The 14227-nt window shown below is 46.8% G+C and carries 12 protein-coding genes; 10 read left to right on the top strand and 2 right to left on the bottom strand.

Translation table 11 applies throughout. From position 1 onward, the window contains the following. The first annotated feature begins 18 nt into the window (after window positions 1-18). Window positions 19-882 (top strand): HTH-type transcriptional activator IlvY, encoded by an 864-nt coding sequence (gene ilvY / locus FJQ87_RS03395; protein ID WP_140933971.1) that lies wholly within the window; start codon window positions 19-21, stop codon window positions 880-882. 19 nt (window positions 883-901) lie between these two features. Here the strand turns inward: ilvY and FJQ87_RS03390 are convergent, their stop codons facing one another. Then, window positions 902-2245, bottom strand: a complete 1344-nt coding sequence (locus FJQ87_RS03390) for a hemolysin family protein (protein ID WP_140930589.1) — start codon at window positions 2243-2245, stop codon at window positions 902-904. A 166-nt stretch (window positions 2246-2411) separates the two neighbouring features. Here FJQ87_RS03390 and FJQ87_RS03385 point away from each other — a divergent pair, with 166 nt between their 5' ends. Both FJQ87_RS03385 and FJQ87_RS03380 read left to right on the top strand, forming a co-directional pair. Then, a complete protein-coding gene (locus FJQ87_RS03385) occupies window positions 2412-3239 on the top strand; it encodes a GGDEF domain-containing protein (protein WP_140930587.1) in 828 nt (275 codons plus the stop codon). Further along, complete coding sequence (locus FJQ87_RS03380; RefSeq protein ID WP_140930585.1) at window positions 3230-4756, top strand: YifB family Mg chelatase-like AAA ATPase; 1527 nt, start codon at window positions 3230-3232, stop codon at window positions 4754-4756. Before FJQ87_RS03385 ends, FJQ87_RS03380 begins: the two co-directional genes overlap by 10 nt. Window positions 4757-4817: 61 nt before the next feature. On the opposite strand, the gene FJQ87_RS03375 is transcribed toward FJQ87_RS03380, so the two are convergent. After that, window positions 4818-5240 carry a hypothetical protein gene (locus tag FJQ87_RS03375; protein ID WP_140930583.1) on the bottom strand — a complete coding sequence of 141 codons (423 nt, stop codon included), beginning with the start codon at window positions 5238-5240 and terminating at the stop codon, window positions 4818-4820. 246 nt (window positions 5241-5486) lie between these two features. Here FJQ87_RS03375 and katG point away from each other — a divergent pair, with 246 nt between their 5' ends. The 7 genes from katG to prpC all read left to right on the top strand — a co-directional run bounded on the left by katG (window position 5487) and on the right by prpC (window position 14121). Further along, a complete protein-coding gene (katG, locus tag FJQ87_RS03370) occupies window positions 5487-7688 on the top strand; it encodes a catalase/peroxidase HPI (protein ID WP_140930581.1) in 2202 nt (733 codons plus the stop codon). Between the two features lie 267 nt (window positions 7689-7955). Next, the gene (locus FJQ87_RS03365) at window positions 7956-8861 is read left to right on the top strand and encodes an acyltransferase (RefSeq protein ID WP_140930579.1); all 906 of its coding nucleotides are present in this window, start codon (window positions 7956-7958) and stop codon (window positions 8859-8861) included. 1 nt (window position 8862) lies between these two features. After that, window positions 8863-9804 (top strand): acyltransferase, encoded by a 942-nt coding sequence (locus tag FJQ87_RS03360; protein WP_140930577.1) that lies wholly within the window; start codon window positions 8863-8865, stop codon window positions 9802-9804. Between the two features lie 251 nt (window positions 9805-10055). Next, entirely contained in the window at window positions 10056-10850 is a 795-nt protein-coding gene (locus FJQ87_RS03355; protein ID WP_140930575.1) for a tetratricopeptide repeat protein, read from the top strand. Between the two features lie 410 nt (window positions 10851-11260). Continuing rightward, window positions 11261-11980, top strand: a complete 720-nt coding sequence (locus tag FJQ87_RS03350) for a GntR family transcriptional regulator (RefSeq protein ID WP_240778893.1) — start codon at window positions 11261-11263, stop codon at window positions 11978-11980. Next, entirely contained in the window at window positions 11973-12851 is an 879-nt protein-coding gene (gene prpB / locus FJQ87_RS03345; protein ID WP_140930571.1) for a methylisocitrate lyase, read from the top strand. The genes FJQ87_RS03350 and prpB overlap by 8 nt, the downstream gene beginning before the upstream one ends. Window positions 12852-12996: 145 nt before the next feature. Beyond that, window positions 12997-14121, top strand: a complete 1125-nt coding sequence (gene prpC / locus FJQ87_RS03340) for a 2-methylcitrate synthase (RefSeq protein WP_140930569.1) — start codon at window positions 12997-12999, stop codon at window positions 14119-14121. Window positions 14122-14227 lie beyond the last annotated feature (106 nt).

The raw sequence follows: 14227 nt of genomic DNA, 5'->3' as shown, positions 1-14227 counted from the left end.
TGCAACATGGAGTTCACCTTGGATATCCGCAGCCTTAAAATCTATTTGCACTTATGTGACAGCCTGCATTTTGGTCATACGGCGCAGCGGATGCATGTCAGTCCATCGACCTTAAGCCGCCAATTACAGCGCTTAGAGCAGTTAGCTGGAAGTCAATTATTTGAACGGGATAACCGCCAAGTACGCTTAACCCAAGCGGGAATGGCATTTCGCACTTTTGCTCAAGAAACAGTTAACCATTGGCAATTGCTGCAACAGCAACTCACCCTCAGCACTGAATTGATTGGTCAACTTAGGCTGTACTGCTCAGTAACGGCGGCTTACAGCCACTTACCATCTTTGCTTGATACTTTTAGGCGTCAGCAGCCACTGGTTGAAATCAATCTCACCACAGGTGATGCCGCCAACGCCCCCGAGCAGGTACAGCAAAACTTGGCCGATATTGCTATCGCCGCTAAACCTGCCCTATTGGCAACGAGTCTGGATTTTTTAGAGATAGATTCCATTCCTATGTGCTTAGTCGTACCTAAGAGCGAATGGCGTGATGATTTAACGATCAATGATTGGCTCAATAAGCCCTTAATCTTGCCTGAGCGCGGGCCAAGCCGAGATAGTGCCGAAGCTTTATATAAGCAATTAGGTATAAGTATGCGGATTTATGCGCAGGTTTCTGGCCATGAAGCCATGGCTTCTATGGTGGCGCTTGGGTGTGGAATAAGTATTTTACCTGAGGTGGTCATACAGCACAGTCCTGTGCGGGATAGGTTGCAGGCGTTGCCGCTAGCGCAAGTGTTGCCGCTAAAACTCGGCTGCATATCCCGCCGCACTATGCGGCAGGACCCTTTGCTCGAGGCATTTTTACGAACCCTGCCTCAGCACTAGCATGTTAACTGGTAAAACTTTATGCCTTGATATCTGCGTTAGCTAACGCCAAAGCGCTTTCAGCAGGTGATTTTTCAGGCTCAATGCGAGTAACCAGTAATTGATCTACTCGGTAAGAGTCGATATCTACCACTTCAAATTTAAAACCACTGTGCACCACATAATCGGTGCGCTTAGGTATTTTGCGCAGCATATACATAATAAAACCGGCGATAGTTTCATAGTTTTGGCTCTGAGGAAATTCTTCAATACCAAATGAGCGCATCACATCAGTAATCGGCGTTAAACCATCCACCAACCAAGAGTTAAGATCGCGCGCCACAATTTGCTCTTCGCCTTCCGCTAAGTTCCATGAACCCATCACAGCACTTTGTAAATCGTTGGTGGTCACTACCCCAACGACCAAGGCATATTCATTCATCACAACCGCAAAATCTGCGCGATTATTTTTAAAGTATTCCATCGCCTCAGATAAATTAAGGGTATCAGGCACTATTAATACTGGATGCAGTAAATCGCCCTTTTTCAAGTCAATGACTTCGCCATTGATCACGCGCATCAGCAATTCTTTAGCATCCACAAAGCCTTTAATTTGATCTAGCTGCCCATCACACACTAAGAACTTGTTATGTGGGTCTTGCGCAATCTTGCGCTTCATATCTTCTTCTGTGTCTTGCTGCAGGAAGAAAATTAAGCTTTCACGCACTGTCATGGCTGCTGTGACGGGTACGCTTTGCATTTCAAACACGTTTTCCATGAGTTGCTGCTCATCTTTTTGCAGCACGCCCGCCTCAGTACCCGCCGCCATTACAGCGTAAATATCATCTTCAGTAATGGCGTCATTACGCGCCATAGAGATACCCAGCAATTTAAAGACAGTGTTGGATATACCATTAAACATCCAGACTAAAGGCTTTAATAGCACAATACAAAAAGACATAGCGCCAACTAATGCCATGGCGATTTGTTCAGGCATAGCCATGGCTACGCGCTTAGGCATAAGGTCGGCAATTAAAATAAATAAGCTAGTAACCATCACAAATGACAGGACAAAACTGATTTGCCCAAGATAAGGTTCCGGCAATAATGGAGTTAACATCAGTGTAAAATATGGCGTAAATGCAGATTCACCGACAATACCGCCTAAGATAGCCACGGCATTTAAGCCAATTTGCACCGCAGTAAAGAAGTTTCCTGGCTGAGCTTGCAGTTGTAATACTCGACCCGCTCTTAAGTCTCCCTCATCAAATAGTTGCCGCAGACGCATTTTACGCGAGCCCGCTAAGGCAATTTCAGACATAGAAAAGAAACTACTAATACTGATCAAAAGGAATATGATTAACAAATTCTCGAACAAGCTCATGGATACACCCGGAACAAAAAGGAATTGACGCGCACAGCGTAGACAAACAACTGCTAAATATATGCTTAACGGCCAGTGGTCGCTACTGTCTAGTTAACAAACAATGTAAAAATAGCATTTTTAGGCGATTGACTATACTTAAATCACGTTAATCACGGTGATTTACATGACAATAATTGCGGTTAGCTTAGTCTTGCTAGGTTTACTGGGCTTAATCGCCTCAATCAAGCCGGCCTATGCCATTCTCCATTTATCAGACTATCAACATAAGGGATGGTTAGCCTTAGTGGCTATGATATCCATGTTCATTTTCGGCTATATCGGCTTCATCTATATGCTGATTGATCATCAAGTTTCCATGCTTGAGCTGGTAGTCGCAGCGATTTTTTGTGGTGGCGGCGCGTTTGTGTTTGTCATTACCTGCATGAGTCGTCAAACCATAGGCGATTTAATGAAAACTCTGCAACAAAACCATTTTCAGGCCCATCACGATAGCCTAACTGGGCTCGCTAATCGCCATCAGTTTTACCTTGATTTAGAACAAATGTTTGCCTCACAAACCCCCTACTTTTGCTGCATGATGTTAGATCTTAATAAATTCAAACTCATCAACGATAACTATGGTCATAGCTATGGCGACCATGTGCTTCAAGTGGTCGCCGAAAGATTGCTAAGGGCAGTGCCTGAAGATGCCATTACTGCGCGCTTAGGCGGTGATGAGTTATCGGTATTATTGCCAGGTTATGACAGTGAAATGGCCATACGTATTGCCCAAACCATACAGCAGAGCTTAATGGCTCCCATTGAATACGAAGGCGCAGTTCTCAGCATTGGGGTTAGCATAGGTATCGCCCAGTACCCCACAGATGGTAATGATAAAACTAGTCTAATGATTAACGCCGATATCGCCATGTATCAAGCCAAACGCAATGACAGCCACTATCAAATCTATCAATCCCACCTCGACATGGATCAATACACTTCATGTCGCTAGCTACTAGCTTAACCCGCGCCCAATTTGGAGTAGAAGCGCCACAGGTAAAAGTGGAAGTGCATATTGGCAACGGTCTACCGAGCTTTTCATTGGTGGGCCTACCAGAGACATCCGTTAAAGAAGCCAAAGAGCGAGTGCGCAGCGCCATTATCAATTCTGGTTTTGAATTCCCCATGCGCCGCATCACAGTTAATTTAGCGCCAGCAGAACTTCCTAAACAAGGCGGCCGCTACGACTTACCCATAGCCATTGCGATTTTAGCCGCCTCAGGCCAAGTACCCTTAGCTAGCCTTAAAGACACTGAGTTTGCCGGGGAGTTGTCATTATCAGGTCAAATCAATGGCTGCAAAGGCTTACTACCAACGATTGTCGGCGCTAAAAATGTTCAGCATCGGCTAATTATTCCCATTGATAATCATTTCGATGCCGAGTTGGTGGGGCATCACGCCTGTTATATGGCAGGTCACTTACAACAAGTGACCGATTATTTGCATGGCCGCATCGAGCTTGCCAATAATGCCACCGCGGCTCACTGGCAAGAACCTCCTGCCAGCCACAACCCTTTATGTTTAAGCGATATTATTGGTCAGCATCAAGCTAAACAAGCGCTTGAAATAGCGGCTTCATCAGACTTCAATCTATTACTTATCGGCCCTCCTGGGACTGGCAAAACCATGCTGGCCAATCGTATTTTGCCGCTATTGCCACAGCTTAATTACCAAGAAGCCTTAGAAGTGGCCTCACTGTATTCCATCGCTGGCATTAACTTAACGCCAGCGCAATTATGCATGCGCCCCTTTCGGAATCCGCATCACACCAGCTCTGCTATTTCATTGGTGGGCGGAGGCTCTCAGCCGCAGCCCGGTGAAATATCTTTGGCCCATAAAGGTGTCTTGTTTCTGGATGAATTGGCTGAATTTCCAAGAAAAGTGCTAGATACCCTAAGGGAGCCACTAGAAACCGGTGAAGTCGTGATTTCCAGAGCCAAAGCTAAGCTCACCTTTGCCTGCCAATTTCAATTAATTGCCGCCATGAACCCAAGCCCTTGCGGTGATATTGAAGGCCAGCGGCGCTCAACGCCGGATCAAGTTTTGCGCTACTTAAGTAAGCTGTCTGGGCCGTTTTTGGATAGGTTTGACTTAAGTATTGAAGTGCCCAAACTGCCTACGGGCAGCTTATCTCAGGCCAGCAGCCAACAAGGGGAAACCACGGCGCAAGTGCGCGAACGAGTCTTGCTCGCAAGGCAAGTGCAGTTTGAGCGCCAAGGAAAACTGAATAAATACCTTACGGGCAAGCAACTAGATAATGCCTGCCAACTGAGTGCGTCCGATCGCTTCTTTTTAGAAACCAGCATTGAAAAACTTGGGCTATCGGTACGCAGCTTTCATCGCATCATGAAAGTAAGCCGCACCATTGCAGATTTGCAGCACTCCCAAAAAGTCGAGCGTCGCCATGTGGCGCAAGCCTTAGGCTTCAGAGCCATGGATAGATTAATGCATAGCTTAAGTCAGTACTAAGCGTAGATACCCTGTCGGAACACCTATACCAACGCCCTTGCTATTAAGCTGTGCCTTGCACCTAACTTATGACTAAGCCTCTACCGGCATAGGCGTGATAACGCGCAGGCAGTTGCCAATAGCGTTTATGCACGGCATAAAGGGTTTCATTCACGCTTAAGGGCGATTGATAACATTGTATGCTTGTTGCAATGGCAAAATTATCAACGGCACTCTTAGGCAATACCGTAAAACCTAAGCCTAATGACACAGGCGCTAAAATTTGCGTCAATTGATTTACGTAGCCACTTACAGGCAATGTATCTAATTGCAGCTTGAGCAAATCATCATTGCCGCAATGACTACAAAATAGCGATAAATACTGCATAGCATCTGGGTGCTTAATTAAGCCAAGCTCGCTAAGCGCAGCGATATCGACAGGCCCGCTAAAGTTAACTTGCGCATTTAAGCGAGCTTTAACCAGACAACCAAAGCATAAGCCCAAACCTTGGGCTTATGCTTTGTCGCAGAACTCTTAAATTCCCACCAGCAACAGCATCCATCACGGCAAGCTTAAGCTCTCTAGCTAAGCTACTAATATTGCACTGGTAAAACTACTGCTCCTAAATAACCGATTACCACGATTGCTAAAACATCAGAGTAAGTGATTGAGGCTCAACTATATTCAAATTCACGGACGATGCGTATAGCTAGTTCATACTTTCACCCCAAACAGCACGAGGTAACTAATATGAGCAATAGTAATGGTGCCGGTAAATGCCCGGTTATGCACGGTGGTAACACCCATGTTGGTGGGCAAGGTAGTCAAAATATGCAGTGGTGGCCAAACCAACTCAATCTTAACATTTTGCATCAACATAGTAGTCAAGCTAACCCCATGGACGATGATTTTAATTATCGCGAAGCCTTTATGACGCTAAATTTAAGCGAGGTAAAACGCGATATCGAGCATCTACTCACCCATTCTCAAGATTGGTGGCCTGCCGATTATGGTCATTATGGCCCTATGATGATCCGCATGACATGGCATGCCGCAGGCACCTATCGCACTGGCGATGGTCGCGGCGGCGCAGGCACAGGTAATCAGAGGTTTGCCCCGCTTAATAGCTGGCCTGATAACGGTAACTTAGATAAAGCCAGACGCTTACTTTGGCCCATTAAACAAAAATACGGCAACAAACTCTCCTGGGCTGATTTGATTATTTTAACTGGCAACGTGGCATTAGAATCCATGGGCTTTAAGACCTTTGGTTTCGCTGGCGGTCGCGAAGATATTTACGCCCCTGAAGAAGATATCTATTGGGGCGCAGAAGATAAGTGGCTGGGCAATAAGCGCTACAGCGGCGATCGCGAACTTGAAAATCCATTAGCCGCCGTGCAAATGGGACTAATTTATGTCAATCCAGAAGGCCCTGATGGCAATCCAGATCCAGTCGCATCTGGGCGCGATGTGCGCGAAACCTTTGCCCGCATGGCCATGAATGATTATGAAACTGTGGCCTTAACTGCAGGCGGTCACACCTTTGGTAAAGGCCATGGCGCGGGTGACGCTTCATTAGTAGGGCCTGAGCCAGAAGCCGCGCCCATAGAGCAAATGGGCTTAGGCTGGAAAAGCAGCTATGCCAGCGGTAAAGGGCGCGATGCTATTACTAGTGGTATTGAAGGCGCTTGGACTCCGACCCCAACCACATGGGATAACAGCTATTTTGATATGCTACTCGGTTATGAGTGGCAGCTAACTAAGAGCCCTGCTGGCGCGCAGCAATGGGCGGCGATTAATCTTAGCGATAGCAATCACGCGCCAGATCCTGCCGATAGCAGTAAAAAAGTGCGCATCATGATGACTACCGCCGACATGGCGATGCGAAAAGATCCTGAATATCTTAAAATTTCCCAGCATTTTCATAAAAACCCCGCTGAATTTGCCGACGCCTTTGCCCGCGCTTGGTTTAAATTGACCCACAGGGATATGGGACCCAAATCCCGTTATTTAGGCTCAGAAGTGCCCGCTGAAGATTTAATTTGGCAAGATCCACTGCCAGCCAATACTTACGATCTGATTGATGCCAAAGACATTGAAAGCCTGAAACACACGATTTTAAGCTCAGGCTTAACAGTAACAGAACTTGTATATACAGCATGGTCATCCGCGGCTACCTATCGCGGCTCAGATCACAGAGGCGGTGCTAATGGCGCGCGCATTCGCCTCGCGCCGCAAAAAGATTGGCAGGTCAATCAACCTGCGCAATTAGCTAAAGTCCTTGCCACCCTCGAAGGGATAAAATCCGACTTTAATGCCGCGCAACAAGCCAATAAAGCCGTATCCCTTAGCGACATCATAGTGTTAGCGGGTAATGCCGCCATAGAAAAAGCGGCTGCCGATGCGGGAGTCAAAGCGTCTGTGCCTTTTAGCGCAGGTCGCACTGATGCCAATCAAGATAGTACCGACCCAGAATCTTTTGCGGTATTAGAGCCTGCGGCCGATGGCTTTAGAAATTACAGTAAAATCCGCTATACAGTGCCCAGTGAAGAAATGCTTATCGATCGCGCTCAGTTATTAGGCTTAAGTGCCCCAGAAATGACAGTGCTGATTGGTGGTATGCGCGTACTCAACGCCAATTTCGAGCAATCCGCCCATGGCGTGTTTACCCATAAGCCTGGCGTTCTTTCTAATGACTTTTTCGTTAATCTTTTGGACTTAACGACCGATTGGCGCCCAAGCTCAGCGGAGGCTGAAGTCTTTGAAGGTCGAGATCCTAGCGGCAAAGTTAAATGGACTGCGACTCGGGTCGATTTAGTCATAGGCTCAAACTCGCAGCTACGCGCCATTGCCGAAGTCTATGGCGCTAGCGATGCCAAGACTAAGTTTGTGCATGACTTTATCAAGGCGTGGAACAAGGTGATGAATGCCGATCGTTTCGATCTTAACTGATTAGCTTGCGCTCCAAGCCATTAAGCTCGCGCTAGCTTAAATCTAAATAGCCTATCTATGCGATGGGCTATTTTTTTGCTCTCAGCGCCAAGTAAGCTCACGGGCTCAACAGCTGCAACCCAAAACTTAGCTTAGATGAACACTTGTTAATGATTTGCAGAAACAAACCACAAAAAACCGCCTTATCACCAGACTATGCAACCAAAGTTTGAGGAAATGCTACACACGAGTTACCATGACGCCTCAATTTGTGGGAGGAAAAAGTACATGACGCTGTTGTTGTCGCGCATTCGAGGCTCATTGGTTTTTACCGGTTACATTATCAACACTTTTTTTTGGGCAACGCCACTGCTGCTAATCAGCCTGCTTAAGTTGATCCCAGCCACCAGCTTACAAGCGCATTGCAGCAATGTACTTAATTTTCTCGCCAGCTGCTGGATTAGCTGTAATGGTTGGATGGAAAGAAATCTGCATCCCATTCAATTAACGGTTACTGGCAATGCAAAGCTCAGTAAAGATAACTGGTACATGGTGATAGCCAATCATCAATCTTGGGTTGATATCTTGATTTTGCAGGGAATATTTAACCGCAAAATTCCTTTCCTAAAATTCTTTCTTAAGCGTGAATTGATTTATGTGCCAGTACTTGGGCTGGTATGGTGGGCATTAGATTTTCCGTTTATGCGCCGCTATAGCCCAGCTGAAATTAAAAAGAATCCAATCCTCAAGGGCAAAGACATTGAAATCACCCGCAAGGCCTGCAGTAAATTCAAACATACGCCAGTGAGCGTGATGAATTTTGTCGAAGGCACGCGCTTTAAAGCGGTAAAGCATGCCAAGCAAAGCTCGCCGTTTAATTATCTATTAAGACCTAAAGCCGGCGGCATGTCGTTTGCGTTAGCAGCCATGGATGAAATCAATACCTTAGTGGATGTCACCATTCATTATGCCGATGGTGTGCCGAGCTTCTTTGACTACTTAAGTGGCAAGGGCGGTAAGGTCAATGTGGATATTCAAGTGCGGCCCATTACCGCGGCTATGCGCGGCGATTATCAGCATGATCGCGACTATAAGCAGCAGTTTCAACAAGAACTAAATACGCTCTGGCACAGTAAAGATCAGCTGTTATGTCAATTACATACCGAGCCAAATCGCATGAGAGGCGAAGACTAAGATGTTGAATTTTCTACCAGGGCCATTGTTATTTTTACTCTCAAGCGGCTTGCTCATCATTAACACTACCCTTTGGGCCGGGCTGATTAGTCTTGGCGGGTTACTCAAATTACTGCTGCCTTGGCAAGCGGCGCGCACTCAACTGACCCGAGTATTAAATCGCTTTATGTGGGCTTGGGCCACAGGCAATGGCGGCATTCTAAAACTGATTGCCAATATTGAGTGGGATGTCAAAGGTTTAGAACACTTAGATAACAATGCTTGGTACTTAATCATCAGCAATCATCTTAGTGGTTTTGATATCGCCGCCCAAACTTATGTGCTGCGTAACCACATTCCTATGCTGAAATTCTTTCTCAAACGAGAATTGCTGTATGTACCATTTTTGGGGCTTGGTTGCTGGGCACTCGACATGCCATTTATGAACCGCACCAGCGCAGAAAAATTAAAAAATAACCCTAAACTTAAGGGTAAAGACATGGAAACCACTCGTAAGTCTTGCGAGCGCTTTCGTTTATTACCTACCACCATAATGAACTATGTCGAAGGTAGCCGCTTTAATGAAGAAAAACGCCTGCGCCAGCAATCACCTTATCGCTATTTATTGCGGCCAAAAGCTGGCGGTAGTGCCTTTGCCCTGTCGGCCATGGGCGAACAATTTACCCATGTTTTAGACATCACCATAGTGTATCCCGATGCCCCTAAAGATATTTTATCAAGCGTGATGCATGGCAAGGTCAAGCAAGTGGTGATGCGTATTAAGCCGCGCCCCGTGCCAGTAGTTGATGACCAGCGCTATGGACAGGATGCCAGTTATCGCGTTGAGTTTCAGCGTTGGCTCAATCAAATTTGGGCTGAAAAAGATGACGAAATCCATCAGCTATTACTTGAATATCAAGCTAAAACCACCAGCTACCCGGCCTTAATCAATTCACAAAGCTAATTTTTAACCTTGAGCGCAACATGAGCCTGAAGATGCTATTTTTCAGGCTCATCTCTTTACTCCCTTTTATTCCCTGCCATTTATTCCGCCCCGATTTTTAGCCTTCCTAAGCGCCATATTCGGCCGAGAGTTCACACAACAATGCGTAAAGTGCTGAGCGGATCGCACCTAACAGCTTTAGATAAATGATAAAATCTTACAATACAAACAATAACTTAGCTTATGCTAATATGCCAAAATAAGAAGTTATCATGAAGAAATCTCTGTCCGCTACCTTAATGTTATTAGTCGCAAGTGTTGGCACTCATGCTAACTCACAGCCTACGGCGACTGAGTCTTTCAAGCAGCAATTGAGCTTAGCCGAGCAAGGTAACGCCGAGGCTCAATATACAGTTGCGACCATGTATTCTCGCAGCCAAGGCACGCCGTTAGATAACAAGCAAGCAGCCCATTGGTTTCAACAAGCCGCCGAACAAGGCCATAGCCAAGCGCAATTTAACTTAGGCATTAGCCATACCTTAGGGCGCGGCGTGGCTAAAGATGATCAATTAGCCATGCAATGGCTGCAACAAGCGGCCAAGCAAGACAACGCCAATGCCCAATTTCATCTAGGCAACATGTATCAAAATGGCCGCGGCATGACAGCCGATATCAGCCAAGCCATGGCGTTATACCGTCAGGCCGCTGAACTTGGCCATGCTGAAGCTCAGTTAAACTATGGTTTTATGTTCGCCAATGGTCAGGGCGTTACTAAAGATGATAAACAAGCCGTGCACTGGTTTACTCAAGCCTCAGAGCAAGGCTATGCCGATGCGCAAAACAACTTAAGTATCATGTACGCCTTGGGCCGCGGCGTGGAAGCTGACGATAAACTGGCTTACATGTGGGCTAATTTGTCGCATTATAACGGCGGCACAGGCGATGAACTCACTGAAATGCTTAGCCATAAGATGAAAGCTAGCGATAGACGCCAAGCAATTGAAATGTCGAGTGTTTGCCTTAAGCAGCAATACAAAGGCTGCGATAAGCTTAGCGAGAGTCGCTAGCCTGCTCGATTGCAACCAGCCAAGCTTGAGCCTTAATAACGGCGCTAACTAACCATTAGCGCCTTTATGGCATCAAGGCATCAAAAAATAGCAGATTGGCGCCATCGCCCTCGACTAAATCCTCCTGTCATAGTTTGTTCAACCACATCTAACCTTACTCATGCCTGCTGAAGATTATCCAAATTCATCTTCCCAGCCTTTACTAGGCAGCTAACACACCAAACATTGTTAACAATAAATGTTCACAAAAAAATTCAAACAATGTTAGCAATTGATTTATAGAGATTTAAATAACTACCCAAGCCATTTGGTTGGTTTTTGGTTAATTTATTGTTGACAAGGTGGGTGTGCGGGCATAAATTCTGATTAACTTTTAGCCAAATGCGATTGTTATGGATAACGATACTTTGATGCCAGCAGCCCCCCATCTTAAACCGGCGAAATTAGGCCGTTTGGTCGATAGACTCTTGCTGCAACTGCAAACCAGCATAATCAAAGGCGAAATTCCCTCTGGCAGTAAAATCAACGAGCAAGAGGTCGCTGAGCGCTATGGCATTAGTCGCGGCCCTGCCCGTGAAGCCTTGCAAGCCCTTGAGCGCCAACGCTTAGTGGTTCTTATCCCCCATATAGGCGCTAGAGTCGCGCGATTATCCATCACTGAACTTAATGAGCTGTATCAACTGCGCAGCGTATTGGAAGCCATGGCCTGTGAGCTTGCGGCTCAAAACATTACTCCTGAGCAATTAGACAAGCTATACAAGTTAATTGATATCCAGCAGTTAGCCCTGAGTCATAGCGACCCATATTTTCAGCAGCAAGGGGATATCGACTTTCATTATCAAATCATTGAGGCCAGTGGTAATCGCCACTTGCAAGCAACCTTAATGGGCAGCCTTTATCATTTACTGCGCATGTATCGCTATCAAACCTCAAATCACCAACGCCCAATTCAAGCCATTGCCGAACACAAGCTAATAGTTGAAGCCATAGCCGCCAAAGATGGCGAATTAGCGGCGCTATTAATGCGCCGCCATATAGAGCGTGGGCGGCAAAGCACAGAACTCAAACTCAGAGCCCTACAAGGCGCAAGCCTTGAGTCATCATTACCTAAGGAATCAAGCCATGAATAACAGCGCCGGACGCCGATTTAGACAAGCTCTTGCCAATGCTAAGCCACTACAAATAGTCGGCACCATGAATGCCTACTTTGCCAAAATGGCTGAGCTGTCGGGCGTTGAAGCCATTTATCTTTCAGGCGCTGGCGTGGCTAACGCTTCATTTGGTTTGCCCGATCTTGGTATGACCTCGATGAATGATGTCTTAATTGATGCGAGCCGCATTACTTCGGCCACCCAAGTGCCATTACTGGTAGATATTGATACTGGCTGGGGCGGCGCATTTAACATTGGCCGCACCATTAAAGAATTTGAAAAGGCCGGCGTTGCCGCTGTGCACATGGAAGATCAAGTCGCCCAAAAACGCTGTGGTCATCGCCCCAATAAAGCTGTGGTGAGCATAGATGAAATGGTCGATAGGATTAAGGCCGCAGTCGATGCCCGCACCGACAAAGACTTTGTGATCATGGCGCGCACCGATGCAGTCGCCGTTGAAGGGCTAGAGGCTGGCATTGCCCGCGCACAGGCTTACTTAGAAGCAGGCGCCGATATGATTTTTGCCGAAGCGCTGACTGAATTAGAGCAATACACCCGCTTTCGCGCCGCCGTTAACGCCCCGATTTTGGCCAACATGACCGAATTTGGGCAAACCGAATTATTTAGCACGGAGCAACTCAGCAATGCCGGCGCCGACATGGTCTTGTATCCACTCAGTACCTTTCGCGCCGCCAACCAAGCAGGCTTAGAAGTCATGCAGGCGCTGCTTAACGATGGACATCAGCGCAATGTGGTCAGCAAAATGCAGACCCGCAAAGAGCTGTATCACTTCTTGGGCTATCACGCCTTTGAAGACAAGTTAGATAAGCTTTTTAAGCAAAACCCATAGACAAATACATTAATTAGCAACAGTAGTCAGCAACAGTAAAACTAGCTTCACAACAGGGGCGTAGCCCGCGGTCGTTGTTAACCCTATCAGTTAGCTCAGCTATCTGAGGCAATGGATAATAAGAACACGTTAAAGAGGGATATTTATGACGGACAAGAAATTAAGTGGCGCAGGACTTCGCGGGCAATCGGCGGGAGACACTGCATTAAGCACAGTGGGCGTGTCGGGTTCTGGCTTAACCTATCGCGGTTATGACATTAAAGATCTGGCGGCTAATACTACCTTTGAAGAAGTTGCCTATTTAATTTTGTACGGTGAACTGCCGACCGTCAGCCAGCTTAAGGACTATCGCACTAAACTCAAAGTCCTGCGCGGTTTACCGCAAGCGCTGAAAGAAGTGTTAGAGCGCATTCCTGCCTCGGCTCATCCTATGGATGTGATGCGCACCGGTTGCTCTATGCTAGGCAATCTTGAGCCTGAGCACGATTTTTCGCAGCAAAGTCAGGTAGCTGATCGTTTGCTTGCCGCCTTCCCTTCCATCATTTGTTATTGGTATCGCTTTAGCCATGACGGCGTGCGCATTAATACCGAAACCGATGATGAGCAAATTGGCGCGCACTTCTTGCATTTACTCCATGACCGCCGCCCGCTCGATTTACACGTGGCCGCCATGGACGCATCCCTCATTCTTTATGCTGAGCATGAATTTAATGCCTCAACCTTTACTGCCCGTGTCTGCGCCTCGACCTTGTCGGATATGCATTCGTGTGTGACAGGCGCCATAGGTTCACTGCGCGGCCCCTTGCATGGCGGCGCTAACGAAGCGGCCATGCAATTAATTGAAACCATGACAGATGCTAGCGATGCCAAGGCTAAGTTAATGGGTATGCTTGAGCGTAAAGATAAAATCATGGGCTTTGGTCATGCCATTTATCGAGAATCTGATCCACGCAACGCCATCATTAAGGTCTGGTCGCAAAAGCTTGCGGCAGAATATGGCGATGCCCGCCTTTATGATGTGTCGGTAGCTTGCGAACAACTAATGTGGGAGCAAAAGAAGCTGTTCTGTAATGCTGACTTTTTCCATGCCAGCGCTTATCACTTTATGGGCATACCAACTAAGTTATTCACCCCGATTTTTGTGTGCTCACGTTTAACTGGCTGGGCGGCGCACGTGATGGAGCAGCGCTCAAATAACCGCATTATTCGCCCAAGTGCTGACTATGTTGGGGTTGCGCCGCGCACTGTTATCGCCATCGAAAATCGCTAATGGCTAATGGCTAATTGCTAATTGCTAATGGCTAATGACTAATGACTAATTGCTAATTGCTAATGGCTAATGACTAATGACTAAGAATTAAGTCCCGCTTAGCGGC

It is taken from the genome of Shewanella sp. SNU WT4 (genome assembly GCF_006494715.1).
In the GTDB taxonomy this organism is placed as follows: Bacteria; Pseudomonadota; Gammaproteobacteria; order Enterobacterales; family Shewanellaceae; genus Shewanella.
This window is presented reverse-complemented; position numbering and strand designations above follow the sequence as displayed.